Genomic DNA, 25,528 nt, shown 5'->3' on the forward strand with positions numbered 1-25,528 from the left:
ACCGTACCGGTTCGATTCCGGTCCTCGGCACCATTTTAATATGCGCCCGTAGCTCAATTGGATAGAGCGTCTGACTACGGATCAGAAGGTTATGGGTTCGACTCCTTTCGGGCGCGCCATATTATATGCGGGAAGTAGCTCAGCTTGGTAGAGCACTTGGTTTGGGACCAAGGGGTCGCAGGTTCGAATCCTGTCTTCCCGACCACGAAACCTATAGAAAAAAAGATGGGGCCTTAGCTCAGCTGGGAGAGCGCCTGCCTTGCACGCAGGAGGTCAGCGGTTCGATCCCGCTAGGCTCCACCATGATTATTCAAATTATATCCTTAAGTTTGGCGGTGTAGCTCAGCTGGCTAGAGCGTACGGTTCATACCCGTGAGGTCGGGGGTTCGATCCCCTCCGCCGCTACTAATTTATTAAGGTTTTCCTATACGGAGGTATACCCAAGTCCGGCTGAAGGGATCGGTCTTGAAAACCGACAGGGGGGTCAAACCCCGCGGGGGTTCGAATCCCTCTACCTCCTCCATTTTTAATACTTTTTATTGTCGCGGGGTGGAGCAGTCCGGTAGCTCGTCGGGCTCATAACCCGAAGGTCGCAGGTTCAAATCCTGTCCCCGCAATACGGTCCGGTAGTTCAGCTGGTTAGAATGCCTGCCTGTCACGCAGGAGGTCGCGGGTTCGAGTCCCGTCCGGACCGCCATTTTTATATCAGTAGGGTAAAAGCTACTGTTGATATAAATCATGTGGCTCGGTAGCTCAGTCGGTAGAGCAAAGGACTGAAAATCCTTGTGTCGGCGGTTCGATTCCGTCTCGCGCCACCATTGATTTAATGATCATTAACTGAATATTCCATATTCTTTAGTTCTATGGAGGGGTAGCGAAGTGGCTAAACGCGGCGGACTGTAAATCCGCTCCTTCGGGTTCGGCAGTTCGAATCTGCCCCCCTCCACCATTATGGCGGTTGTGGCGAAGTGGTTAACGCATCGGATTGTGGTTCCGACATTCGTGGGTTCGATTCCCATCAGCCGCCCCATTTCATTTTTACTGTTGGGCTATAGCCAAGCGGTAAGGCAGCGGATTTTGATTCCGTCATGCGAAGGTTCGAATCCTTCTAGCCCAGTCAATGGCAGCATAGCCAAGTGATAAGGCAGGGGCTGCAACACCTTTATCCCCGGTTCACATCCGGGTACTGCCTTTCAATATGCGGGTGTAGTTTAGTGGTAAAACCTCAGCCTTCCAAGCTGATGATGAGGGTTCGATTCCCTTCACCCGCTCCAAAATGGGCCTATAGCTCAGCTGGTTAGAGCGCACGCCTGATAAGCGTGAGGTCGGTGGTTCGAGTCCACTTAGGCCCACCATTTATATTTTTTATTGTTCCGCAGTAGCTCAGTGGTAGAGCATTCGGCTGTTAACCGAACGGTCGTAGGTTCGAATCCTACCTGCGGAGCCATTTTTTTATGTGGGGAAGTACTCAAGAGGCTGAAGAGGCGCCCCTGCTAAGGGTGTAGGTCGGGTAACCGGCGCGAGGGTTCAAATCCCTCCTTCTCCGCCATATACGTATATCATGCGCCTTTAGCTCAGCAGGATAGAGCAACGGCCTTCTAAGCCGTCGGTCAGAGGTTCGAATCCTCTAAGGCGCGTACAGATAATCTCACTAGGGGGTTATTTTTTTTACATCAACACCTCGATAGAATATATAATTTTTAGCTATCAAACTGAAAAAGATAAATGAATGAAATGTTGTGTTTTATAAGTAATAAGGCAGCTTTTTGTCTATGAAAACAATGTTATTAATGGTAAAAAATCATAGTAAGGTATTGAAGTAGTGTCGTAGGGGTGAGCCCACATGAGAGTAAGCGGAAGAGATTAAGTGGAGATTATACAAGTGCAATTGGAGGATACGTTCTCGGAGGCTGTCCTGAGAGTGTCCTGCTGATGTCCTTCGCCTTGTCCTTTGCCCCTTCCTTATCTTAAGGTGTGAGTGGGTGGTTGTTGGTTGGGTGGTTAGTGGTGAGACTTAGCTGATGAAATGGTTGATTCATGATCTATGCTAGGACATGATTATGTGTCTCGGTGTCCCTCGGGATGTCCTTCGCTCATGAAGAGGAGCTGAGAAGCTATACCCTGTTATCTCTTCTATTACTTGAGCATCACAGAAGGATTTTTTACGTGAAAACTATGTTCTTGAAGACTAAAAAGCCTAGAGATATAAAGTCTCTAGGCTTCTTTACATTGGCTATTCAATAAAGTACATCTTTCCATTCACTTCAAGAGACACTGATGATTGTTTCATCTCTTCCTTTAGAGACTTGGCATAAGCAACTACTTGGTTAATTTTTTTCTTATCCAAATCTTCTGCATAGCTATATACAATCGTTACTTTCTCCTTAACCAGTTGATTATCATCAGATAGCCATGACCCTGTCCCATCTATGGCGGTTGCTCCTCCAAACATTCTAGAGAATTCTTCTAACGACTTGTTAACATATGCAGTATTATCAATCGGTTGATCAACATTATATGTAGATGGTACGTAAATTTTTACTACATCTTCAAGGTAGAATTGCCCCTTTAACGCAGAAGATTGTTTCACTTTAGACGTTTCTTGGTGTTCAGTAGCGTACACAGCATTGCCTAAAAAGACAATTAATAGAACTGGGATGATCCAATAGAAGATTTTTTTCTTTTCCAATATTGTCACTCCTTCTTATTCAACAGTTTGGCTGGCAAAACAATGATGAACTTTCTATCCATCATTATACATGTAACCATCTATTTGTTGTGGAAAATTTTAACTTATATTCAAGTTATAGTCTTTTTTTATTATCATTGAAAAAATCCCAATAGAATGTACCTAAACGAGAGCAACTTCAAAACGTTAATATATAAGTGTTTTTCTCCAAAGGAGCATTTGGTATAGCGAGGAATACGATTCACAGGATTAGGTGAGTCTATCCTGTTTTTTTGTTTTCACTCAGCAGGTGCTTCGTCATAGTCTTCAAATACTTCTCTCTCCCATTTATTCGACTAGTATAACTAATTCGATTGTTCTAGAATCAAGCATACTTTCACTTCAAAAGTTATTATGTCTTTCAGTGTCTAAACTTAATAATTTTGATAGTGTTGGTCATTGACGTTCATACTAAGAAAACAACAACATACTGAGGTGGACTTTATGTATGATTCATGGATGTATCAGCATGTCATCAATGCCATCTGGATCCTTATATCTCTGATTTCTCTGATTGTGATACCGTTACTTTTCATTATTTTCGTTATCTTCACAGAGAAGAAGGCAGAAAAACAGGATTAGTTAAAACATATGTAGGAGGAAAGAACAGTTAATTTCAATTACGTATATAACAGAAATTAGACGAAGAGATTGACCGGCTATTTTTTTCACTTTCCACCAAGCTACATAAAAGCTCTATACAGGCGTTTTAAGGTGTTATGTGTCGTGAAATCAGTTATATATGTAAAGTAAAGACAAGCGATAGCTTAACAGGGATAACGGAATGTCTAACGCAAGTATCCTTTTGCTACGCTATTACTTGCTTGTCCACTTTTTACACTTTAATTTTTTAGCTGCTTTCTTCTTCAGTCGCAGATGGGACTAACAAGAAAAACAAGATAAATAGGAGGAGGAACACAACTGAAAATTCACGGTCGGATGGACTCCGTTGAGGATCATTTGCAACATTTAGCAAAGCATTAGGGTTTGTTACATTAACACCAGGCAATGTTGAAGAAGCAACATCTCGTAAAGCATTAAAAACAGCCAGTTGGTTGTTTTCGTTTGCAATAAAACGTTCAAAATTTTCTTGTGCTTTTCTAAACTCTTTTCTTGCTTTATTTGACATAATTGTCCACCTTTCAATTAGTTTTTTAGTAAAAAGAGTAGAACTCTTTTTTGACTGCTTTGTATTTTATGTTCAAAGTGGACAAGCCGTTCTATGTCATACATCTAAAAACCGACAAAATGAGTTAGAAACCTAAAGGTTTTCAACGGTGCTATTTTATTTAACGAAAAAAAAGACTGACTGGTTACAGTCAATCTTTAAATATGAGGTGGAATAACTATGTAGCATATTGTATGCCGTAGGGTAGACAAGCGTTACGGAATTTAGTCTAAGGTACGCGTTAGAGAAAGGATAAAGATAGCAAAGAAGCAAGGCACGCTGGTATTAATTCGCATTGACGACTAAACAATGCCTTGCTTTTACTTACTTTATGCCCTTTACCTGCGTCTAGTACATGTTATGTAAAGAGTAGTCTTTAGGTTTTCCATAAAAAGAAATTGAGACATTATCATATGCTTAAGTATATAAAAAGACTCACTTGTTATAGTGAATCTTTTTATATACTAAAAGGGAAAAACAAGTGGAAATTATGAGGTTATAGCATATTGTATGCCGTAAGTTGGACAAGCGTTACAGATATTTGTTGATTTTAACTCCGTATATAACAGAGATTATTATGCTGAGTAACGTATAAAAATGGTACTTATACTCGTCGTATAATATGGTAATTGGAAATTCACTTTTCAAAAGAAGAGGAAGTGAATGTTTATTGCTTACTAATTAATTGACTTGATTCACCCTTTTGACTAACGGGTACGTTTTTTTCAACTGTAATACGACGAACAATACGGTGATCATCATAATCTGCAATTGCATAATGCTGTGTTGCGAGGTTATCCCAAATAACAACGTCTCCCTCACTCCATTTCCAGCGTACTGTGTTTTCTAAGCGTGTTACATATGATTGGAAAATGTTTAATAACGCTTCTGTTTCACCTGTTGTATAGCCATCGAAGCGACGAACGAAACCACCTAGTAATAAATGCTTTTTACCTGTTTCTGCATGTACATGAACAATAGGGTGACGTGTTTCATAGCGTGTTGATGCAAATACTTTACGATACTCTGCCACTTCTTTTGTTAATTCCTTATGTCCAATCGTTGCATAATCAAATTCATTCGAATGAATAGCCCATAGCTCATCTGCTAATTTCTTTAGACCCTCTGGTAAGTCCTCATATGCTTTATTTGTATTTGCCCAAACAGTGTCACCACCAACGGATGGGATTGTTACTCCACGCAGTACAGAGTATTTCGGTACGTCTGGTACAAACGTTACATCTGTGTGCCATTGGTTTGCTTTCGCACCTTTTTCTGAATCTAACTCGAAAATTGCATTTGAATTTTCCTTCACTGGTACTGTTGGATGAGCATATAATTCGCCTAACTCTGTTGCGAAAGATTCATGTGACGCGTCATCTAAATGATTTTGTCCTTTAAAGAAAATCACTTGATATTCTTGTAATGCTTCTTTGATTTGCGCTAATACTGTTGGATCTAGATCTGCACTTAATTTTACGCCATGTACTTCTGCTCCAATGCGGCCTGCTACTTTTACGATCTCTAATTTTGCTTGTGTTGCCATAATCATTCACACTCTTTTCTTGTTTTATTTTTAAATATATTTTTCAATACACTAGTTAAACAAACTTTTCATATAAATTTAATTGGTTTTGATGAAAAAATTTTTTAGACTAATTGAATAGACGTTTAAGATTTAGTCACTCAAAATGTTATTTATTTCACCTCCCCTTCATTCACCTTTTTGCATATTTTTACTGCTAGTTAATAAAAAAAGATTCAACAGAAACGTAATCCATACGGACATTGTACGTTTTGTTGAATCTCTAGTTACCTAGTCAATTCCTGTTATGTAAAAATAAGTATTGTTTGTTTCTTAAGAGAAATCATAACAGCATTACAAATAAAATGTCAATAATATATTTTATTATTCTTATATTTTTAGTTGGTTTATCCAGAGGAGTGTGCAGGGGTGAGCCTGAATGGGAGTAAGCTGGAAGAGGTTAAGTGGAGATTATGCAAGTGCAATTGGAGGATGCGCTCTCGGAGGCTGTCCTGCTGATGTCCTTCGCTCATAGAGATGGACTGAGAAGCCACCCTCCCTTCCCAACGGCTTGAGACCAACAGCAGATCTTGCTGCTTCATTCTACGAGTGTAGTAAAGATGGTCGCGAGGAAAGTTGTATGAGAATTGGATCCTACAACTCTTTGTCAAAAGTCATTTTAAAAGTGCCGTAACTTAAGAGTTATGGTATGGGCATGTTATTCCACAATCGGCCTTTTCTTTAATAAGATTGGATCTTTCTATAATCGTACGTTATCTTCAAAAAAGAATGTAAGAGTAACGTAAAAAATTATTAGTAGTTAATTATTTTTAATTGACGAACATGTGTTCTAAGTTGTGGAGTATGTTTATGGTAATAATAGTAGGTGGTTACTGCCACTTGGCAATTACTTAAGTATTGTAAAAAAATTAAAGCTAAGGAGCTGTTGAATGATGTCAATTAGTTTGAACCCGTATTTTGTTTTTGACGGTAACACGAGAGAAGCAGTCCATTTTTACGAGAAAGCGCTTGGCGGGAAAGTGATGGGTATCATGACGTTCGGAGATATGCCGGCGGACCCGAATTATCCGTTGACGGATGAAATGAAGGGTCGCGTTATGCATGCACACTTGAAAGTCGGAGAAGCAGATCTCATGTTCAGCGATACGTACGAAGGCATGCCATATCAGCCAGGCAATATGATTCAGATAGCCATTCATCCCAAAGAAGAGGATAGAGCTAGAGAAATCTTCGCCGCTTTGGAAGATGGCGGACAAGTCATTATGCCCCTTCAGAAGACGGATTGGAGCCCTTTGTATGGGCAAGTAAAGGACAAGTTCGGCGTTACTTTCCAAGTGAACGTCCCAGGAGAGTAACCGCATTATTAGCAAAAAGACTTCAAGCTTCACCTACAAACAAAGCCTTCTGTTCGCGAATGGACAGGAGGCTTACATCAGTTGCAAATACAATGCTTGTGTGGATAATGAGTAAATCATACGAGGCCAAGCTTCTTCAATAAAAGGGTACTATAACGAAATGAAAATGTTTAGAGTCGATTCTTAAACTAGGGAATCGGCTTTTTTATGTCTTAAAAAATTATAACAGACTATAACACCCTTATGCGGTGTCATAACTTTAGAGTTGTGGATTCTTTCTTTTTCAACTAATGGAATATATAACCGAGTAGAAAATTAGCAAAACCGCAGCCCTCGATTCGTTAATTAAAGTCGAGAGCTACGGTTTTATCGTTTCCTGACAGGAGACTCTCACCTCAAGGAGTATGAAAGGTGTAGCCCTATGAGTAAGAGGTAGTCTTAATTGTTGAATTTGAAAACTGAGTTAGGAGGTTCTAACAGGAAAATCATCTGCTAGGTAAAACTTTCAACGTTCTAACCGCGTCCATACACACCGAAGTAGCGAAAATCAAGCAGGGTAGGGCGTGTGGTGAGTAGTTCAATTAACGAGAGTACGCTGTTCATCTAGCTTTATTTGCTTATGGAATGATATATGTTTTGGAAGTGTAAGGGAAGTTAAGCTAGCAATAATCGCAAGTGCAGCAGCAGCACTAAATGAATAGAAATGAGTGCCAAAAGCATCATATAACGAGCCGCCAAGAAACGAACCCAAGGCTGCCCCTATTTGATGTCCGAAGTATGCCCAGCCATTTAAGATGCCAAGTAAACGTGTTCCATAAAGATCACTTAAAATAGCTGTAGACATAGCAACAGAGCCTGACCATACTAATCCGCCGCTAAATGCTACAATAAAGAGCTGCCAATTCGTAGCTGCCAAAACTAAGCCTAAAAACCCAAGGCCGCGAACAAAATACACTAAAAATAAAATATTTTTTCTAGGAAATCGATCTGCGATATGACCTAGAGCAACTGTACTGAACATGGCAACAATTCCAATCATTCCAACGCCAAGAGAAGCAACCATTGGCTTAAAATGATGATCCATCAACATAGGTACCCCATGAGAACCTAAAAGATTCATTCCAAACCCACAAGCGAATAGTCCTAGAACGATTTTCCAATAGGCATTTGTCTTTATGGCATCTCTCACATTAATATCTGGTGGCTCTTGTTTTTCTAGATGACCAACAGTTCCTATAATGTCAGCCCCTTCTGGCACATCCTCTCGCATAATAAAAATTGCAGAAGGAACCGTAATACAGATGAATATGACGGCAAATATAAGAAGAGTGTACTGCCAACCTACCAGTTGGATTAGCCATGTTTCTAGAGGAGTCATAACTGCAATACCGGCCATTCCACCTGTTGCCAAATAAAAAAGTGCTTTTCCTCGTTGTCTAACAAACCATTTACTGATAATAGGGGATAATGCGACATTACTTAAAAAGGAAAGCCCAAGCGATAGAAAAACACCAAAAGAAAGTAGAAAAGAAACAAACCCTTTAGCGTTGACCGTCCACACGATTGATAAACAAACGATCGTTAATCCCGTTAATATCATAAAACGGGTACTTAATGTTTTTAAAAGAAATCCCGCTATTGGCATTCCAATTCCATAAACAATCATCCCAATGGCAACAATGAACGATAGCTCCGTTCGAGACAGATCTAAGTCATCCATAAATGGTTCGATAAAAGGGCCAATTCCCATCCGCATTCCATTCGAAAGCAAAACAATAACTGTAGCAGATATAACAATATACCAACCATAATAAGGACGTTTGCTGTTATCCATGTTCAATACTTCTATCTTGTTCGCTAAAGGAAGCGAGCCATGTTTGATTTCTAGCCAATTTCATAACCTCCTGTAAATAAATGTTTTAGCCTTTTCTATAGAAAAAATTATAATACGGTATAATTGATAAGAAAAATATATTTGTATTATTGTAGATATAAGAATTACTTATATCATAAGGTGGTTGTTGAATGAATGGAGCTTAGACAGTTAACTTACTTCATCGAAGTGGCCAGACTAAATAATTTTACAAGAGCAGCCGAACGGCTAAGCATAGCTCAACCGGCTCTCTCGCAACAGATAGGTAATTTGGAACAAGAACTTGGCGTTAAGCTCTTTAAACGAACTGGGCGAGGCGTAACATTAACAGAGGCTGGGGAGCAATTCTATATTGGGGCTGAAAAAACTTTAGCAGAAGCGCAAAAGGCGAAAGACTCGGTTAAAGAGTTCATAAACTACCCGCACGGCAACATTATGGTAGGAGCACTAGAATCCCTAGTACAAACTAGGTTGCCAAGGTTGCTCGTAGAGTTTGGGAAAGAGTACCCTGGAATTAGAGTGTTTATAAGGGAGAATACTACTGAACCGTTGCTAGATGCTCTCAAAAAGGGAGAATTAGATCTTGCCTTGGCTCACACATTGGATGTTAAATACTCACCCCAGTTAATAAATTTAGTTGCTCCAAAGGGGATTTGCTCTAAACCTCTATATCAAGATGACTTGGTTTTGGTTGTCGCCAAAGGGCATCCGCTGGAAAAGAAAAAAACAGTTTCCATTAATGAGCTTAGGGAAGAATCATTCGTATCCTTTAAGGAGGGTTCCGGAATTCGTTCACAACTAATTACGACGTGCATTAGAGAAGGTTTTGAGCCGCTTATTGCATACGAGTGTGCTTCTCCGCGAACACTGGTGGCAGAGAAACTAGGCGTTTCAGTTCTCCCGCGTTTAATGGCGGAGTCTCCGGGACCATCCATTTCTATTTTATCCTTGGACCCTCCGCTTTCACGCTGGGTTTCTGTCTTTTACTGTGAGGGACGATATCTCTCGCCGTGCGCTAAGATTTTTTTGAGTTTTGTAGAAAAATACCTTGCCTCCGAAATGGAAGGCTAGGAATACGGATGAAAGTAATGCTGAGGATAGTAGTACGTCAAATGCAATCTAGCTTTGGACTATTTATAATGTTTACATCCTTGATATTCATAATAGATTATAAAATACAAAATCATATGAAGTTAAATTAAACAGGCCATTAAACGACATCCTAATGCTACACGTAAAGAATTAGCCGATTTATTGGGGATGCATCGTTCGTATTTATACCGTTTACTCAGGCAATTATAAAGTGTCTACAGGTCCTCGCCCTTATATTATGGGCGATAGCCTGCTTGCTCAGCTTTTGAAAAGAGTTAAAAGAAAAGATCTATTAAAGATTCATTACTTGCCCTTGGTTGGAGGGCACAGTCTCGGAGCGAGCAGCGGTAGGCAAGTGGAAGCGCGGCAGGGTGGGGGATCTCTTTCTTGCATATTTTTACTAAACTTAAGGAGTGCTAATCGAATACATGATTCCATTGACCAAACTGACGATTAGCCGTTATGATCATACTTTTTCGCTCCATAACACAAAAATGTGGGTCTGACCTGGATATACATAAGGAACAATCACAAATGAAATAAACTGGCACCTGTCGAATACAGGCGCCAGCTGTGTATAAATATAACCGTGTCTATTTAAATTTTCATCTGTTCATCTTTCCAAAAGATATTTCGCAGTTCCGTTTTTAATATCTTTCCGGAAGGGTTACGAGGAAGCTCACTAAGAAAACTTACTGATTTTGGCTTTTTATAGCTAGCGATTTTACCTTCACAAAAAGTAATCACTTCTGCCTCTGTTAATATAGATCCGGCACGCGGGACAACAATGGCTTTTACAGATTCACCCCATACTGGGTCTGGTACCCCTATTACGGCTACATCAAGAATATTGGGATGAGTATAAAGAACCTCCTCAATTTCACGCGGATAAATATTTACACCGCCACTAATCAGCATATCTTTCTTACGATCGACGATATAGTAAAATCCTTCTTCATCTGTCAGCGCCATATCCCCGACAGTAAAATACCCATTGTAAAATGAAGCAGCAGTCTCTTCCGGATTTTTATAATACTCGTCAAGCAAATAGGGTGCTTTGAAATAAAGCTCGCCAATTTCTCCTTGCTGAACGGGTTCCTTATTCTCATCTAGAATCAAGCACTCCACAAGTGGAAATGGATGACCGACACTTCTCTCTTTGTTTCTAATATCTTTCGGTTTAATATTAAGGGTAATCGCACTCTCCGTTGACCCATAGAATTCATGTAAATCCGCTCCAGAGAAGAAATCAAGAATCTCCTGTTTCGTCTTTGTGGCAAGTGGAGCACCAGCGGAAATTAATACACGAATGGAAGTTAGATCATGCTTTGTCTTTACTTCTTCTTTCGTATTGACTAAAAAAGTATACATCGTTGGGGCAAGGAAGGTGTTTGTAATCCTATATTTTTCAATGTCTGCAAGAACCTCTTCTGCTTGAAAAGACTCATGGATGACTAAAGTTCCTCCTACCATGAGCTGCATAACGAGAAAAATCCATGGTGCAGCATGATAAATGGGTCCACCGACAAGATGAACATCAGACTCATCAATCTTGTATTCATACGCTGCAACCATACCAGTAATGATACGGGAACGATGTGAAATAACTGCACCTTTTGGTTTTCCTGTCGTACCTGATGTGTACCCGATATAAAACGGATCCGTTTCATTAACTACTACATCTGGCTCTGAGTCATCTGCACTTTCGAGAAATTGTTCATAATCTCGCATTTGCGTATGCTTTGTCTCGCCAACTACAAGAATAGTGTCTAGTTGAGGAAGATTCGGAAGCAACGCATCTATTTCTTCGGCGTACTCAGCAGTGAGAATGATTCCTCGGCTATCAGAATGGCGAATAATATAGTCAATTTCCGTGCCAACTAATCGATAGTTGATTGGTACAATGACAACGCCAATCTTAGAAAGCCCAATAATAATATCAATATGAGCAGCGTTGTTTTTCATAAAAACAGCGACCTTATCTCCTTTTTGAAAACCACGTTTACTTAAAGCATTAGCAAGTCGATTAGCGCGGGCGTTTAGCTCGCCATATGTACGTGTCGTATTTTGAAAAACAACGGCTGTCTTGTCCTTATATTTTAATGCGTTCTGCCTCATGATACTTCCGAATGTTAACAATTTAATCACCTCTGAATTATATTTAAAATATTCTGAAAATTACATTGATTAAAGGTTGTCAAACTAAGCGAAATTATGTATTTCACTATAATACATTTCTATTAAATTATAGATATAAGGAAATATTAATCCTTAATAAGAATCTTAGATTTGAATACGTATTTAACAATATAAACTAATCTAATATTCACAATCATTTATATAGAAAGCGCTTTCATGAAATATACCAAAAACAACTAAATATTGTCAATATTTTTACAATATTTGAGGGTCTTTCGAATAATAATGGGGTTCTAGACAAATATCGCTATAGCTTTCATAGTTAAAAGCAGTCTGTTTCCGAACTGTTTTTATAGAGTTTTCCTTTCCTTTCGAAAATCGTTATACTAACCTTATTAGATTAAAGTGTGTGGAGGTGGAATACGTTGATCAGTGAAGAATGGAAAGAGGGCATTCAAGAAATATTCGGAGAACGCCTGCAACCCGCATTTATACTTGTTTTTGGTTCTTATGCGAAAGGAACAGTAAGAGAAGACAGTGATTTGGATTTGGCGTATTATTCGGATATACAGTTAACGAATTATGAACGCTTTTTACTTGCAGGAGATCTTGCAGCCGTTTGTAATATCGAAGTGGACCTTGTTGATATTCGTCAGATTGATACCGTGTTTGCAGCTCAAATTTTTTCGACAGGTGAATTGCTCGAATGTGCAGATGAAAACATATTTACAAGAGAGCGTATGAAAGCTTTGTCCATGTACGTAGCGCTTAATGAGCAACGAGCCGAGGTGTTACGTGCAATCGAGGAAAGAGGAACAATCTATGGCGAATAATGATGTCATTTTAAACAAAGTAGCAACGATTGAACGATGTGTAAAACGTATTCATGAGGAGTATGCAGGGAATCCGGCGAATTTAAAAGATTATACGAAGCAAGATAGTATCATTTTAAACATTCAGCGTGCTTGTGAGGCGAGTATTGACCTTGCGATGCATATTGTGAGCGAGAAAAAGCTTGGTTTACCAAAGGCGAGCCGAGATGCGTTTAAGTTTTTACAAGAAGCGAAGATCATCGATAGTGCTTTAGCGAAAACGTTAATGAATATGGTAGGATTCCGTAACATTGCTGTGCACGATTACCAGGCGATTAAGTTAGATATATTACAAGCAATTATTGAACAACATCTCGGTGATTTTACAACTTTTTCAACAATCATTTTGAACAAAAAATAGCGATGAACTCCCCCTGAATCCTTGATTTAGAGGGAGTTAGTCGCGGTAAAAAAGATTAAGAAACAGGAGAATGTTGGTTTTCTATATATTGTTTAATCATTTAGAAAATCTTTTAAACATGAAAATCCTTATTAGATACCAAAATGATATATACAGATATTCTTCATTTTATTCTTCTTTATAAATTCAATTACCCTCTATCATTCATTTTGACTTTCAACCAAATATGCTTCATCTAACATTTAAAACATCTCCATTTTAAATAGTATTGGAGTGTCAAACGTTCTTGAAGAGTCTCTGAAATCTTCTAAACTATGTGATCACGATATATTTTCAATAAATGTTCAATAATTTACAATATAAAATATGTTAAAATATGGATAATAAATTCAATAGGAAAGGAAGATATGTATCTATGGAGACATGTTGTGGTGCTTGTCATATTAAATTGAAGGATGAAGATGTAATTGCAATTGATCAATTGAATACCTTTTATCATTTAGCTTGTGCTAATCTACCGATTGAACTAATTGAGGATGTGGGACTGTATAAAAACATGCAGAAATATGTCTTTGTCAGATAATAAGCGACATAACATCATGAATCCCACCGGTGCGAAATAGTAAGTATCCGTTTTATTAAGTATGGATCACACAGGCACTGTTATCTTATATAACTCGGCAGCAGGTAGAGGACGACTAAATAAATATCCCAGTCCTTCGTCACAACGAGCTTAATTGTTTGTGCAAAGGTTGAAAATCCCACTCTCTATATTGGTTCTCTGAACACTACCTTTTAGCGTGTCTTTTTTGCCAAATTTCCACTAATATTATTTTCTTGTATGGATTTTGTCGTATTTTAGTAGAAATGTACCGTGTTTCCTAATTTTACTAGAGTTATAATCAATTAGTTATATTAAGCAATTATAATTCACCAAGATTAGGAGGTACGCAAGTGAGCAAATTGAAAAAAGGTTTTATTGTAATCATGACAGCATTCGTCTTGTCGCTTGGTCTGGCAGGTGTAAGTACAGAAGAAGCAAGCGCTAAGGTCTGGAAAGGCAAGCCTGGCACGTTGTATGTAACATGGTACGCAGATGGGTACTTTTCCAACTATGTAACGGTAAGCAAAACTTTTACTCAAACGCAGCCTGGTTATGAGAATATACTTGCTGGTGTGAGGGCTAGTAGTAAAGCGAAGGGCTCTTTTACGGCTTATTTACAGAAAAAATCAGGAAGTAAGTGGGTAACAGTCAAAACATTCAAAGCTACTAGAAACGGGTATACGAAATTATCCTATTTCAAAGCCCAAAAAGCTACATACCGTTATAAGTTTGTAAATACTGGTTCAAAAACAAGAGTGAATTATACGTTTAGTGTCGAGCAAGCCATTTAATAAAGAGGAAGCTGCCGTTTATATCGGCGGCTTTTATTTATTTTACGGTTAAACTCTGCTTTGGACGAGCAGTATGTACACGCTGAGTTCACGCTGCATAATTGTGCACGAAAAGTCGGATGGGTGCATTCAATTCCTGCTATTCTTTTGATAAAGGAGGTTATATCAATGGATTTGCTTAAAAACATGAATGGAGCATTAATGTATATTGAAGAAAATCTAACTAATGATATTGACTTTAAAGAAGTAGCAAGGATGGCTTTCTGCTCTGAATATCATTTTAAAAGGATGTTTTCTTTTCTTGCAGGTATTTCACTATCGGAATACATTCGTCGCAGACGGCTTACTCTTGCAGCATTTGAGCTTAAAGATAGCAGCGTAAAGGTCATTGATATTGCAATGAAATACGGGTACAACTCACCAGATTCTTTTGCACGAGCTTTTCAGAATTTACATGGCATAACACCGTCAGAAGCTAGAAATAATGGCCATTCACTTAAAGCTTACCCACGAATGACCTTCCATTTATCAATCAAAGGAGGAAGTGAAATGAACTATCGAATTGAAGAAAAAGGAGCATTTCGCATCGTTGGTATTAAAAAAAGAGTGCCTATTATTTTCAACGGGGTTAATCCGGAAATTGCTTCTATGTGGGAAAGTTTAGATATTGAAACGATAAATAAACTAAAAAAACTTTCTAATGTTGAGCCTAGGGGACTTCTTAGCGCATCTACGAATTTTTCTGAAGGTAGGATGGAGGAAAAAGGGGAACTTGATCACTATATTGGTGTGGCCACAACTAAAGCGTGTCCTGATAGCCTAACAGAGCTTGAAGTTCCTGCTTCGTCATGGGCTGTATTTGAAGCAATTGGGCCATTTCCAGATACGCTGCAAGATGTATGGGGACGCATTTATTCTGAGTGGTTTCCATCCTCAAATTATGAACAAATAGAAGGTCCCGAAATTCTATGGAATGAGAGTAAAGATGTAACTTCATCCACTTTCAAAAGCGAAATATGGATACCGGTTTTAAAAAGGTAAGTATAATCAATGAGAAGGTCAGCGTACTATTTCAAAATCGAGCGCTTTAATGGAGTAACCAAAAAGCCCAATTTCTTTATTTTAATTCATGAAGTGACCCCAAAAAGTTAGACACGGTTATTTCATCAGACAGCTTGCTCACCGACACCGAGTAAGGAAGATATCGAAGTGACTAAGCGACTTGCAGAAGCCGGAAAAATTATAGGAATTGAACTCCTTGACCATGTGATTGTCTCTCATACCGGAAAGCATATCAGCTTAAAAGAAAAAGGATATTTATAGAATGGAAGACCCAAGGGGTTTTTACTCCTTGGGTTCATAGTGAAAAAGGAAATAAAATGAAGAGACTATGCCTGGGTGTGGTCAGCAAATTGTGTTTAGCTATATGCAACCCTACTCGGTTTGAAATGTTTCGATGAATCGGAGAGCACTTTCAGATAGTCGACGGTCCTTTAGCCAAATTACAGCTGTTTCAGCTTGGGTAGGGAAGTCTAGGATATCCACCACTTTTACATTGGTACTCAGATGGGAAGATACAAAATTCTTAGGAAGAATCGATGCTCCAATTCCAGCTATGATGAGTGAAAGAATGACAGATACATTCGGACATTCGCAAACGATATTCGGTTCGAAATCGTATCTTCTGCACTCATGAATCACTGTTTCGTGGTAAGACCTCTCTCTGTCTCCGTACACATGCAACATCAGAAGAGGGATTTCTGCAATATCTTTCATACGAATCGCTGTTTTTGTTGAAATAGGGATATCCCAATCTCCGGGCATAACCAAGACAAATGGCTCCCCCGGTAAACGGATCATAGAAATGTTATTCATTTTTAGTGGTAATTTTAAGATGGCAATTTCAATATTTCGTTTTTCTAAGTGCTCTCTTAGGTAGAAGGGGCCTCCTTCCCATAGTTTAAAATGAACAAGAGGATATTGTTGCCGAAAATAATGAATTCTCCCGGTCAGATGTGGAATACAGGAGACGTACGTGCCAATCGACAATACCCCGTGTAAACCTTCACCCGTTCCTTTTATATCTGTAATGGTTTGGTCTAATTGATTTAAAATACTTTGGGCCCTGTTGTACAATAATTTACCTGCTTCCGTTAATTCCAAGTTATGACCATTTCTCTCCAGTAATGTGACGCCAAGTTCTTGTTCCAAAAGTATAAGCTGTCGGCTCAGAGGAGGTTGTGCCATATGAAGTCTTTTTGCAGCACGAGTGATTTGTCCTTCCTCGGTAATAGTAACAAAATAACGAAGTTGCTTGATGTCCATTTTGAAAAATACCCCTTTTTTGAATTTTTATACCTTTATTATATATAAAACCAATAAAATAGATATTTTTCAAATAGTATCTGAGTATGATAACATGCAATTAGTTGGAAAATTATTCAAATCTAGTTATTTAATGGTTGTTTTCTTTGTTATTTGCATTCCCTTTTAAAAAGAAGAGAGTGTTTTTGTGAGTTAAAGAAAGCGCTATCATTTCCCGTCCTCTAAAATTCATTTCAGTGTTGACGATGAAGTTTTTTATTGGAAATGGGGAGTTATAAGGAGGATTTCAATATTGAGATGTCTCATTAGAAAATGATTAATAGACTATCAAACACGAACTAGGGCAATGAAATTCTTCCAAAAGAAGTTAAGACTGATAACCTAAAAATTCATATATGAGGGGGATATGCAATGTCGACCAATGAATATGATTTAGTCGTGCTAGGAGGTGGGACTGGTGGCTATGTTGCCGCCATCCGCGCCAGCCAGTTAGGCATGAAGGTAGCTGTTGTCGAAAAAGATAAGCTTGGCGGGACCTGTCTACACCGGGGATGCATTCCAAGTAAAGCGCTTCTTCGGTCTGCTGAGGTGTATCATACTGTTACCCAAGGTCCTGAATTTGGAGTAGAAGTTTCTAATATATCCATAAATTTTCTTAAAATGATGGAGCGAAAACAAAAAATCGTCGATCAACTTCATCAAGGTGTTCAATATCTAATGAAAAAAGGAAATATCACGGTATTCCAGGGAGACGGACGGGTGCTAGGGTCTTCCATCTTTTCGCCACAAGCCGGAGCGGTATCTGTAATGCGGATGGACGGGGATTCAGAAATATTAGTACCAAAGAATTTACTGATTGCTACTGGTTCAAGACCACGTACACTTACTGGATTGGAAGTAGATGGCATATCTGTAATAACAAGTGACGAAGCTCTTCAGCTGGAATCCCTACCTAAATCGATTCTTGTGGTCGGAGGTGGAGTCATAGGGATTGAATGGGCATCCTTACTTAACGATTTGGGGGTAGATGTGCAAATCGTAGAATTTGCGGACCGTATTCTTCCTTTAGAAGACGCTGAAATAAGTAAGGAAATGACCCGATTGTTGAAAAAACGGAAAATCCAAATTCACACAGGTGCTAAGGTCCTACCTGAAACATTTTCAAAGGACAGTGAAACTGTCACCATACAAGTAGATAAAAATGGAGGATTAATCACTCTTCAAGCTGAAAAGATTCTCGTTGCAGTTGGTCGTTCTGCGAATGTCGAGAACATAGGATTAGAAAACACAGAAGTGAGAGTAGAGAAGAACGTGATTCAGGTGAATGAGTATTTCCAAACGGAGGAAAGTCATATCTACGCTATTGGTGATGTCATTGGAGGATTGCAATTGGCCCATGTAGCTTCACATGAAGGCATTCTCGCCGTAGAACATATGGCAGGACTCGCCCCTCACCCTATAGATTACACCATGGTACCAAAAGTGACGTATAGTCGTCCTGAGATAGCTAGTGTTGGATGGACGGAAGAAGAGGCAAAACATAAAGGGTTTTCGATTAAAACTGGCTTATTCCCATTCAAGGCAATAGGAAAAGCACTAATCTTTGGGGAACACGATGGCTTTGTCAAGTTAGTCGTCGATGAAAAGACAGATAACTTGCTAGGAGTTCATATGATTGGCCCTCATGTATCGGATCTGATTGCAGAAGGAGCATTAGCGAAAGTATTGGACGCCACTCCATGGGAAATTGCCCAGACCATTCATCCTCACCCGAGCCTAGCAGAGATTATAGGGGAAGCTGCTCTCGCTGTTGAGAGAATAGCGATTCATTCTTGAACTACTCACCACTTAATTTTCTAACGAAAATTTGAAGTGGGAGATTCCTGCGAACACCAGTGTATCCACTAGTTTTTTAGCAGGCTCTACCCGTAGTCCCTACGGTGATTGCAAAAATATCTTGTATGTTGAACTCGCCACACGCCCTACTCTGCTTGGTTTTCGCTACTTCGGTGCGTGTGGAGGCGATTAGAACGTTGAAGATTTTACCTAGCAGACGATTTTCCTGCTAGAACCTCATATCTTCAGTTTTCAAAGAACAACTTACAAGTATATTACAGTACACTTGTTCGTGTTGTTCAACAATTTAGGCTACCGCCTACCGACATTCATCTCCCACCTACTCATTGGGCTACACCTTTCACACTCCTTGAGGTGGGAGTCTTCTGTCGGGAAACGATAAAAGGGATTTACGAAAAGGAAAAGTTAAGAATGAAAATAATGGAATTCAAAAAATCCTAGGAGGGTAATTATATGAATAGAACTGAAACTGTCCAAATCGAGAACAGGCATCGAGCTCTAGGTTTATCAGATGAACAGGTCCTTGGCATGTATCAGAATATGGTTTTGGCACGAAAAGTAGATGAACGGATGTGGCTACTAAACCGTGCGGGAAAGTTACCTTTCCTAGTTTCTTGTCAGGGTCATGAAGCTGCAGGGGTTGGAGCTGCTTTTGCACTAGATAAAAAGAAAGATTTTCTTTGTCCGTATTATCGAGACATGGGAATGGCCATTGTATTTGGGATGACGGCAAAGGAATTAATGCTTTCTGCTTTTGCTAAGGCGGAAGATCCGAACAGTGGTGGACGACAAATGCCAGGGCATTATGGTAGTACAAAGTATAATATTTTTTCTGGTTCCAGCGTCGTGACAACCCAAGTTCCACATGCCGTAGGAATTGCATTAGCAGGGAGAATGCGTGGCGAAGACTTGGTGGTTTTAACTGCCTTTGGGGAAGGCTCTAGTAATCAGGGGGAGTTCCATGAAGCGGCTAACTTTGCTGGAGTACACAAGTTACCGGTTATCTTCTTTTGCGAGAATAACAAGTATGCGATTTCTGTTCCTCTTGAAAGGCAGGTTGCTTGTGAAAGTATTGCAGATAGGGCAAAAGGGTATGGGTTTACAGGTGTAACTGTAGATGGGAATGATCCCCTTGAAGTATATAAAGTTATGAAAGAGGCAGTAGAAAGAGCAAAAGCGGATGATGGACCTACGTTGATTGAAGCTGTTGTCTATCGTCTAATGCCCCATTCTAGTGATGACGATGATCGGACCTACCGATCTCGTGAAGAAGTCGAAGAAGCTAAAAAGAAAGATCCTCTTGTTTCCTTCAGTACGTACCTAAAGGAAGTAGGATTATTGGATGAAAATAAAGAGAAGGAGATTCATGATTGGATTGTCAAGGAAGTCGATGAGGCAACCGAGTATGCAGAGAATGCTCCAACTCCAGCTCCAGAAGATACACTAAGACACGTTTATGCAGAATAGGGGGAAAAAAGAATGACAGTGATTTCTTATATTGATGCAATAACACAAGCTTTGCAGGAGGAAATGCAACGCGACAGAAATGTATTTGTGTTAGGAGAGGATGTTGGGGTTCGTGGCGGGGTATTTCGTGTTACACAGGGACTCCATGAAGAATTTGGAGAACGAAGAGTGATAGATACTCCATTATCAGAAGCGGCCATTGCGGGTGTATCGATTGGGGCAGCTGCTTATGGAATGAGACCTGTAGCAGAAATTCAATTTGCTGAGTATATTATGCCAGCTGTCAACCAGATTGTGAATGAGGCAGCTAAACTGAGATATCGCTCGAATGGTGATTGGAATTGTCCGTTAGTGATTCGCGCTCCTTATGGAGGGGGAGTTCATGGAGCCCTCTATCATTCACAAAGCGTTGAAGCCATGTTTTGTAACATTCCAGGTCTAAAAGTAGTAACTCCATCTACTCCTTATGATGCTAAAGGATTATTGAAAGCAGCTATACGAGATGAAGATCCTGTTCTTTTCTTTGAACACAAGCGTTGTTATCGATTAATTAAAGGACAGGTGCCGGACACGGATTATATTGTTCCGCTTGGGAAGGCAGATATTAAGCGAAAAGGAGATGACATCACGGTTATCTCTTATGGCCTTACGTTACATTTTGCCTTGGAGGCGGCAGAAAGGCTATCCCAGGATGGCTATAGCGCACATATTTTAGATCTACGTACCCTTTATCCACTTGATAAGGAATCTATTGTTGAGGCTGCTCGCAAGACAGGCAAAGTATTAATAATTCACGAAGACAATAAAGAGGGAGGAGTTGGGGCTGAAGTCGCAGCAGCAATCTCAGAGGAATGTCTTTTTGAATTAGATGCACCGATTAAACGCCTTTGTGGTCCTGACGTTCCTGCAATGCCTTATAGTTCATCAATGGAGAAGTTCTTTATGCTTAATCCAGATAAAGTATATCAGGCCATGAAAGAATTGGCCCAATATTAATCGAATCAGGAGGAGAAAAATGGCTGAGAAAATTATTATGCCACAATTAGGGGAAAGTGTAACAGAAGGTACCATCTCCCAGTGGCTCGTCAAAGTTGGGGATAAAGTTAATAAATATGATCCAATATGTGAAGTAAATACAGATAAAGTCAATGCCGAAGTACCTTCAACTTTTAGTGGAACGATATCCGAAATTGTCATTCCAGAAGGAGAGACTGTAGCGGTTGGAACCTTGATCTGCTACATCACCATTGAGGGTGAAAGCCATGCTCAGGCAAGTGCTGTCATATCTAAACCAAAAAAGGCTGTAGAGTCTGCTGTCCTTCCAGGTAAAGAGGAAATGCAACCACGCTATTCACCAGCTGTATTAAAACTTGCACAAGAGTATAATTTAGATCTTTCTACGATTACAGGTACAGGGGCGTCTGGTCGTATTACACGTAAAGATATTCAGGAGATTATAGATGGTAATAGACAAGTAGCGGCAACCGCTATTCAACAGGTTGAGGAGGTACCACATGTTTCAGTGACCCCTGCGTCAGACATGAAGGAAGTCTTGGAAGAACACCCAATGCCTTCTTCAATAAATGTTCCTTTCGGTCAAGAAGATCAAATCATCCCGGTTACCCCGATCCGTAAGACAATAGCCAATCGAATGGTACAAAGCAAGCATGAATCTCCCCATGCTTGGACAATGGTTGAATGTGACGTAACAAATCTAGTTACATACCGGAATCAAGTAAAGGATGAGTTTAAGAAAAAAGAAGGGCTCAACTTAACTTTCATGCCTTTCTTTATTAAGGCCGTGGTAGAAGCCCTAAAGGAATTTCCGATTCTGAATTCGCAGTGGGGTGGCGATAAAATTATTATCAAAAAGAACATCAATATTTCTATCGCTGTGGCTACCAACGATGCCCTATTTGTTCCTGTCATAAAGGATGCAGATCAAAAAAGTATTTTAGGGTTGGCTAAAGCAGTTGATGACTTAGCGAGAAAATGCAGAGAAGGAAAGTTAACTGCAGATGATATGGCTGGTGGAACGTTTACCGTTAATAATACGGGATCCTTTGGCTCTATTCAGTCCACTCCGATCATCAATCAGCCTCAAGCTGCAATATTGAGTGTGGAAGCCATCGTCAAGAGACCTATTGTAGTGGATAACATGATTGCTATTCACGATATGATGAACATGTGTCTATCATTAGACCATCGAATTTTAGATGGTCTCGTGTGCGGAAGATTTTTACAGAGTGTGAAACAAAAACTAGAGAGTATGAGTATAGATACAAAACTCTACTAAAAAATGAGCATCAGTTATAGTGGGGGAACTACGGAATGAAACATTGTATTAAATGTGGATCAGTAAAGATTGCGAGAATGGATATAAACGAAAAGGGTATTAAATATACGGCATGGTATTGTAACCAGTGTCGAAAAATCTACGAAGAAAATATATTAGTAAAAAAGTGACGAAAAATACTGTTTGTAACCATGCTGAATGAATATTTACTCATTGAAGAGGGATTAAAAAAATTATCCGCATTCAAGAAACAGCTGTTGAACTACTCACCACTTAATTTTCTAACGAAAATTTGAAGTGGGAGATTCCTACGAACACCAGTGTATCCACTAGTTTTTTAGCAGGCTCTACCCGTAGTCCCTACGGTGATTGCAAAAATATCTTGTACGTTGAACTCGCCACACGCCCTACTCTGCTTGGTTTTCGCTACTTCGGTGCGTGTGGAGGCGATTATCGAACCAAATGATCTTCGCGACGAATTAGTCAAACGTTTTGAGGCGTATTCATCGAAGAACCCCGTCTTCTCTGAGCGGAAATAATTAAAGAACGTGGTGGTTAGATTGAATATAATTTTCAAGAAGAAAAATTTTCTCCAGATAAACAACTAAATGAATCTTTAGAATTTATAAGTAGTAGGTTAACTCAAAGAATAATGAAGAGTTTGGAGATACTTATAATGATTTACCCAGTAAAAAACTAGATTCGGAAGGAATTAAGTTGTTTCAACAAATCACTTCACTTCCGTTGTTTGGTAAATAAGTAGGATAGTACTGATTTTTATTCAACCAAATAGAAAGTGTTAATAGTTAAAGGGGTAGCTACTAACTAGTTACCCTTTTCTATTTTATTTGAAAGTAACTAGCAGTTAATAAATTTTTGACTTTTTCAATTATCTAGCAACCCTCTAGGCAGAGGTAGTATTAAATACTACCACCACTAAGGAGAATTTCGATTAAAATGGAGGCTCGCTACCCCTTCCTAGAAGGTTGCTATAATGATTTTTCTATTTTTTCTTAAGTGAGTTTTTTAGAATTGCTTCTGCATTCAAGTGATCGATTAGTTGTTCTCTAGTCCAAGGAACTACCTTAACACTCTTTTTAAGTTCTTCTTTGCTACAATTTTTGATGAAGCACTCGTACTTAGTAATAGTACTATCAGCACTTCTCATCTCACCATTAACTGTATCAGCATGTCGTTCATCCATAAAATCTTGACCATTAGATAAAGTGTAATGAATCGTACAGTGGACATGAGTTTTTCTAGCCCATTCATCATCAGTGAAAGCGCAATATCTAAATGGCTTTTCAGTCTCACAAAATTCTATGTAGCTTGCAAAGTTACCAATAATATCATTTATCCCTTTTAGACCAATGTCATTAGGATTTTTGATTTTTTTATACTGGACATGTATAACTTTATCGTCACGAGTAATTCGTAAAAAGTCTCTATAAGTTTCAAGAATGTATGTAAATCCGTTCATTTGATATGAAATTTTTGTTTCAGACATTATCGTCTTCCCCCTATTAACACATCTACTAGTTTATTAACTTGGCTTAATTGCTCTTCATTCAACATTCTTAATTTTTCATGCAATGTCTTCTCTCTACGAGGTTCGAATGATTCCTGCTTCTCCACCAGATCCTTGTAATTCATTCGAAATACTTCTGCCATCTTATCAAGAGTTTCGTAGCTTGCACTAGTATCTCCTCTTTCAATTCTGACAATTGCCGCATTTGAAACTGTAATTGTAAACTTACCAGATTCGAATACACTAGGATCCACTCTAGCGAAGGCTACAAGCTTTTTAGGATTATTAAATCGATCTATCTCCCCAACTTCAGAAATAATCGTTGCCGCGATCTTTTCTCCAATGCCTGGGATAGATTTGATAATAGTATATTCTTCAATTTCTTTAGCGAGAGCGTCTATCTCTGTCTCTAACTTTGATAGATGCTCTTTGTACTGAAGAAGAATATTTATATACATACCTAGGCTTAAAATATGACTCTGATAAACGGTCTTTTCAAAAGGGTTACGGGCTGCCGCAGCTTTAAGCTGAATGGCTTTTTCATTTGCCCATTTGATAGATCTACTTTTACATAACTCAAATATCTTGTCTGTAATGGCTTTTTCACTTGCCTTCAGAATGTCTTCTGAAGAAGGAAACTCTGAAAGAGTTAAGAGTGACACCACAGAATATAAATCTCCAAAAACCCCGTTATATTCAGGAAACACTTGTTCAAGCACTGCCTGAAATTGCAGCTTTGTTTGGATTATAACGCCCGTTATATTTTCATGTTGTCTTGTCAGATTACGAAGGTTTAATAACTGAACCCCACGCTTTTTATATGGTTCTAACTCCTCCTTATAGAACAACTCACAGAGAAGATAGGCATCAATGGCATCGGTCTTTACTTTTCTTAAACTTGACCCTCTTGCCTTATATGAAATCAAAGGGTTGATGATAATCAATAAATACCCACGCTCTTCCAAGTAGTGAACGACTGGAGTTTGATAATGCCCAGTAGCTTCTAAAATGACTGAAGGCTTTTTTCCAGACTCTCTTTTAACATCCTCAAGAAACGCTACAAGTGAATCAAGCCCCTCAACAGTATGAGAAACTTTAAAGCTCTTACGATATGGTTTGCCTTTATCTAAAAATGCCTGAACTTGACTTTCCCCTTTTGGAACATCCAGACCAACGACTGGATTCATTCTGAATCTCCTCCTAGACTAGTCATTTGCCAGTAACCCCTAATCCTCCATGCAGTGTCACAGCTTCGCTTGTTATACGAGATCTACGTCCCAACCAGCCTCAATCATGTTTCTACAAGTAGGGGGCGAACGGTTTAGTTGACGGGGTCAAGCCCCACGGGCAGAGACGTTCTACCCTGGCTACTGTTATAATAAGACCTTATAATACGAACGGGGCAGCATTCCTGTAATAACTGAAAATGCGGTTTGAATGAAAAAAGACCTCTTGATAAGATGAATGTGTCCTGAGCTGGCCAGCTAAAAAGGACAAAACATCTACTCGGAGGTCTCATTATGAAT

General features: G+C 39.2%; 19 protein-coding genes, 16 tRNA genes and 2 pseudogenes. 29 read left to right on the forward strand and 8 right to left on the reverse strand.

The genetic code is table 11. The features are described 5' to 3' along the window. Positions 1-42: 42 nt before the first annotated feature. The 16 genes from ACE199_RS22325 to ACE199_RS22400 all read left to right on the forward strand — a co-directional run bounded on the left by ACE199_RS22325 (position 43) and on the right by ACE199_RS22400 (position 1,637). A tRNA-Arg gene (locus tag ACE199_RS22325) sits at positions 43-119 on the forward strand. Positions 120-128: 9 nt separating this feature from the next. Further along, positions 129-205: transfer RNA gene (locus tag ACE199_RS22330), tRNA-Pro, on the forward strand. Between the two features lie 22 nt (positions 206-227). Then, a tRNA-Ala gene (locus ACE199_RS22335) sits at positions 228-303 on the forward strand. 28 nt (positions 304-331) lie between these two features. Then, positions 332-405: transfer RNA gene (locus ACE199_RS22340), tRNA-Met, on the forward strand. 25 nt (positions 406-430) lie between these two features. Then, positions 431-523 (forward strand) — tRNA-Ser (locus ACE199_RS22345). 20 nt (positions 524-543) lie between these two features. Next, positions 544-617 (forward strand) — tRNA-Met (locus ACE199_RS22350). Positions 618-620: 3 nt separating this feature from the next. Continuing rightward, a tRNA-Asp gene (locus ACE199_RS22355) sits at positions 621-697 on the forward strand. Positions 698-742: 45 nt separating this feature from the next. Beyond that, positions 743-818, forward strand: a tRNA-Phe gene (locus ACE199_RS22360). A gap of 47 nt (positions 819-865) precedes the next feature. Further along, positions 866-949 (forward strand) — tRNA-Tyr (locus tag ACE199_RS22365). 5 nt (positions 950-954) lie between these two features. Further along, positions 955-1,030: transfer RNA gene (locus ACE199_RS22370), tRNA-His, on the forward strand. Positions 1,031-1,045: 15 nt separating this feature from the next. After that, positions 1,046-1,117: transfer RNA gene (locus ACE199_RS22375), tRNA-Gln, on the forward strand. An 83-nt stretch (positions 1,118-1,200) separates the two neighbouring features. Further along, positions 1,201-1,274, forward strand: a tRNA-Gly gene (locus ACE199_RS22380). 4 nt (positions 1,275-1,278) lie between these two features. Continuing rightward, positions 1,279-1,355, forward strand: a tRNA-Ile gene (locus tag ACE199_RS22385). A 17-nt stretch (positions 1,356-1,372) separates the two neighbouring features. Continuing rightward, a tRNA-Asn gene (locus ACE199_RS22390) sits at positions 1,373-1,447 on the forward strand. 11 nt (positions 1,448-1,458) lie between these two features. After that, positions 1,459-1,549, forward strand: a tRNA-Ser gene (locus tag ACE199_RS22395). A gap of 14 nt (positions 1,550-1,563) precedes the next feature. Beyond that, positions 1,564-1,637: transfer RNA gene (locus ACE199_RS22400), tRNA-Arg, on the forward strand. A 596-nt stretch (positions 1,638-2,233) separates the two neighbouring features. Here the strand turns inward: ACE199_RS22400 and ACE199_RS22405 are convergent. The 3 genes from ACE199_RS22405 to ACE199_RS22415 form a co-directional block, all read right to left on the reverse strand. After that, a complete protein-coding gene (locus ACE199_RS22405) occupies positions 2,234-2,689 on the reverse strand; it encodes a DUF3574 domain-containing protein (protein WP_375351713.1) in 456 nt (151 codons plus the stop codon). An 889-nt stretch (positions 2,690-3,578) separates the two neighbouring features. After that, positions 3,579-3,857 carry a hypothetical protein gene (locus ACE199_RS22410; RefSeq protein WP_375351714.1) on the reverse strand — a complete coding sequence of 93 codons (279 nt, stop codon included), beginning with the start codon at positions 3,855-3,857 and terminating at the stop codon, positions 3,579-3,581. 706 nt (positions 3,858-4,563) lie between these two features. Then, positions 4,564-5,442 carry a TauD/TfdA dioxygenase family protein gene (locus tag ACE199_RS22415; RefSeq protein WP_375351715.1) on the reverse strand — a complete coding sequence of 293 codons (879 nt, stop codon included), beginning with the start codon at positions 5,440-5,442 and terminating at the stop codon, positions 4,564-4,566. A gap of 932 nt (positions 5,443-6,374) precedes the next feature. Between ACE199_RS22415 and ACE199_RS22420 the strand changes: the two genes are divergently transcribed. Further along, complete coding sequence (locus ACE199_RS22420; RefSeq protein WP_375351730.1) at positions 6,375-6,797, forward strand: VOC family protein; 423 nt, start codon at positions 6,375-6,377, stop codon at positions 6,795-6,797. A gap of 577 nt (positions 6,798-7,374) precedes the next feature. Here ACE199_RS22420 and ACE199_RS22425 read toward each other — a convergent pair. Then, positions 7,375-8,631: an MFS transporter gene (locus ACE199_RS22425; protein WP_375351716.1), complete on the reverse strand. Its 1,257-nt coding sequence runs from the start codon at positions 8,629-8,631 to the stop codon at positions 7,375-7,377. 195 nt (positions 8,632-8,826) lie between these two features. Here ACE199_RS22425 and ACE199_RS22430 point away from each other — a divergent pair, with 195 nt between their 5' ends. Then, a complete protein-coding gene (locus ACE199_RS22430; protein WP_375351717.1) occupies positions 8,827-9,741 on the forward strand; it encodes a LysR family transcriptional regulator in 915 nt (304 codons plus the stop codon). A 138-nt stretch (positions 9,742-9,879) separates the two neighbouring features. Further along, positions 9,880-9,972 (forward strand): hypothetical protein, encoded by a 93-nt coding sequence (locus ACE199_RS22435; protein WP_375351731.1) that lies wholly within the window; start codon positions 9,880-9,882, stop codon positions 9,970-9,972. Between the two features lie 387 nt (positions 9,973-10,359). Here the strand turns inward: ACE199_RS22435 and ACE199_RS22440 are convergent, their stop codons facing one another. Next, positions 10,360-11,901, reverse strand: a complete 1,542-nt coding sequence (locus ACE199_RS22440) for a class I adenylate-forming enzyme family protein (protein WP_375351718.1) — start codon at positions 11,899-11,901, stop codon at positions 10,360-10,362. Positions 11,902-12,326: 425 nt separating this feature from the next. On the opposite strand from ACE199_RS22440, the gene mntA reads away from it, so the two are divergent. The 6 genes and pseudogenes from mntA to ACE199_RS22470 form a co-directional block, all read left to right on the forward strand. Next, positions 12,327-12,734: a type VII toxin-antitoxin system MntA family adenylyltransferase antitoxin gene (mntA, locus tag ACE199_RS22445; RefSeq protein ID WP_375351719.1), complete on the forward strand. Its 408-nt coding sequence runs from the start codon at positions 12,327-12,329 to the stop codon at positions 12,732-12,734. Next, positions 12,724-13,134 carry a type VII toxin-antitoxin system HepT family RNase toxin gene (hepT, locus tag ACE199_RS22450; protein ID WP_375351720.1) on the forward strand — a complete coding sequence of 137 codons (411 nt, stop codon included), beginning with the start codon at positions 12,724-12,726 and terminating at the stop codon, positions 13,132-13,134. Before mntA ends, hepT begins: the two co-directional genes overlap by 11 nt. Before the next feature lie 415 nt (positions 13,135-13,549). Continuing rightward, positions 13,550-13,717: a hypothetical protein gene (locus ACE199_RS22455; RefSeq protein ID WP_375351721.1), complete on the forward strand. Its 168-nt coding sequence runs from the start codon at positions 13,550-13,552 to the stop codon at positions 13,715-13,717. A 371-nt stretch (positions 13,718-14,088) separates the two neighbouring features. After that, complete coding sequence (locus ACE199_RS22460; protein ID WP_375351722.1) at positions 14,089-14,529, forward strand: hypothetical protein; 441 nt, start codon at positions 14,089-14,091, stop codon at positions 14,527-14,529. Positions 14,530-14,697: 168 nt separating this feature from the next. Beyond that, positions 14,698-15,570 (forward strand): AraC family transcriptional regulator, encoded by an 873-nt coding sequence (locus tag ACE199_RS22465; RefSeq protein WP_375351723.1) that lies wholly within the window; start codon positions 14,698-14,700, stop codon positions 15,568-15,570. Positions 15,571-15,711: 141 nt separating this feature from the next. Continuing rightward, positions 15,712-15,852 (forward strand): annotated as a pseudogene (locus tag ACE199_RS22470) (JAB domain-containing protein); the annotation flags it as partial. A gap of 111 nt (positions 15,853-15,963) precedes the next feature. Here ACE199_RS22470 and ACE199_RS22475 read toward each other — a convergent pair. After that, a complete protein-coding gene (locus ACE199_RS22475; RefSeq protein WP_375351724.1) occupies positions 15,964-16,854 on the reverse strand; it encodes a LysR family transcriptional regulator in 891 nt (296 codons plus the stop codon). 411 nt (positions 16,855-17,265) lie between these two features. On the opposite strand from ACE199_RS22475, the gene lpdA reads away from it, so the two are divergent. The 4 genes from lpdA (at position 17,266) to ACE199_RS22495 (ending at position 22,474) form a co-directional block, all read left to right on the forward strand. Beyond that, a complete protein-coding gene (gene lpdA / locus ACE199_RS22480; RefSeq protein ID WP_375351725.1) occupies positions 17,266-18,690 on the forward strand; it encodes a dihydrolipoyl dehydrogenase in 1,425 nt (474 codons plus the stop codon). A gap of 474 nt (positions 18,691-19,164) precedes the next feature. After that, positions 19,165-20,178 carry a thiamine pyrophosphate-dependent dehydrogenase E1 component subunit alpha gene (locus ACE199_RS22485; protein ID WP_375351726.1) on the forward strand — a complete coding sequence of 338 codons (1,014 nt, stop codon included), beginning with the start codon at positions 19,165-19,167 and terminating at the stop codon, positions 20,176-20,178. Between the two features lie 12 nt (positions 20,179-20,190). Then, complete coding sequence (locus tag ACE199_RS22490; protein ID WP_375351727.1) at positions 20,191-21,174, forward strand: alpha-ketoacid dehydrogenase subunit beta; 984 nt, start codon at positions 20,191-20,193, stop codon at positions 21,172-21,174. Positions 21,175-21,193: 19 nt separating this feature from the next. Further along, positions 21,194-22,474, forward strand: coding sequence for a dihydrolipoamide acetyltransferase family protein (locus ACE199_RS22495; protein WP_375351728.1), 1,281 nt, complete (start codon positions 21,194-21,196; stop codon positions 22,472-22,474). 1,003 nt (positions 22,475-23,477) lie between these two features. On the opposite strand, the gene ACE199_RS22500 is transcribed toward ACE199_RS22495, so the two are convergent. Both ACE199_RS22500 and ACE199_RS22505 read right to left on the reverse strand, forming a co-directional pair. After that, complete coding sequence (locus tag ACE199_RS22500; RefSeq protein WP_375351729.1) at positions 23,478-23,981, reverse strand: hypothetical protein; 504 nt, start codon at positions 23,979-23,981, stop codon at positions 23,478-23,480. Positions 23,982-24,169: 188 nt separating this feature from the next. Continuing rightward, positions 24,170-25,189: pseudogene (locus tag ACE199_RS22505) on the reverse strand (IS110 family RNA-guided transposase); the annotation flags it as partial. Positions 25,190-25,528 lie beyond the last annotated feature (339 nt).

The organism is Peribacillus sp. Hz7, from assembly GCF_042136355.1.
Classification (GTDB): domain Bacteria; phylum Bacillota; class Bacilli; order Bacillales; family DSM-1321; genus Peribacillus; species Peribacillus asahii_A.

Excerpts from the sequence above, each read along its gene's own strand:
- ACE199_RS22410 (WP_375351714.1), bottom strand. The coding sequence starts at position 3,857 with ATGTCAAATAAAGCAAGAAAAGAGTTTAGAAAAGCACAAGAAAATTTT.
- ACE199_RS22415 (WP_375351715.1), bottom strand. The coding sequence starts at position 5,442 with ATGGCAACACAAGCAAAATTAGAGATCGTAAAAGTAGCAGGCCGCATT.
- ACE199_RS22420 (WP_375351730.1), top strand. The coding sequence starts at position 6,375 with ATGTCAATTAGTTTGAACCCGTATTTTGTTTTTGACGGTAACACGAGA.
- ACE199_RS22425 (WP_375351716.1), bottom strand. The coding sequence starts at position 8,631 with ATGGATAACAGCAAACGTCCTTATTATGGTTGGTATATTGTTATATCT.
- ACE199_RS22430 (WP_375351717.1), top strand. The coding sequence starts at position 8,827 with ATGGAGCTTAGACAGTTAACTTACTTCATCGAAGTGGCCAGACTAAAT.
- hepT (WP_375351720.1), top strand. The coding sequence starts at position 12,724 with ATGGCGAATAATGATGTCATTTTAAACAAAGTAGCAACGATTGAACGA.
- ACE199_RS22455 (WP_375351721.1), top strand. The coding sequence starts at position 13,550 with ATGGAGACATGTTGTGGTGCTTGTCATATTAAATTGAAGGATGAAGAT.
- ACE199_RS22465 (WP_375351723.1), top strand. The coding sequence starts at position 14,698 with ATGGATTTGCTTAAAAACATGAATGGAGCATTAATGTATATTGAAGAA.
- ACE199_RS22475 (WP_375351724.1), bottom strand. The coding sequence starts at position 16,854 with ATGGACATCAAGCAACTTCGTTATTTTGTTACTATTACCGAGGAAGGA.
- lpdA (WP_375351725.1), top strand. The coding sequence starts at position 17,266 with ATGTCGACCAATGAATATGATTTAGTCGTGCTAGGAGGTGGGACTGGT.
- ACE199_RS22485 (WP_375351726.1), top strand. The coding sequence starts at position 19,165 with ATGAATAGAACTGAAACTGTCCAAATCGAGAACAGGCATCGAGCTCTA.
- ACE199_RS22490 (WP_375351727.1), top strand. The coding sequence starts at position 20,191 with ATGACAGTGATTTCTTATATTGATGCAATAACACAAGCTTTGCAGGAG.
- ACE199_RS22495 (WP_375351728.1), top strand. The coding sequence starts at position 21,194 with ATGGCTGAGAAAATTATTATGCCACAATTAGGGGAAAGTGTAACAGAA.
- ACE199_RS22500 (WP_375351729.1), bottom strand. The coding sequence starts at position 23,981 with ATGTCTGAAACAAAAATTTCATATCAAATGAACGGATTTACATACATT.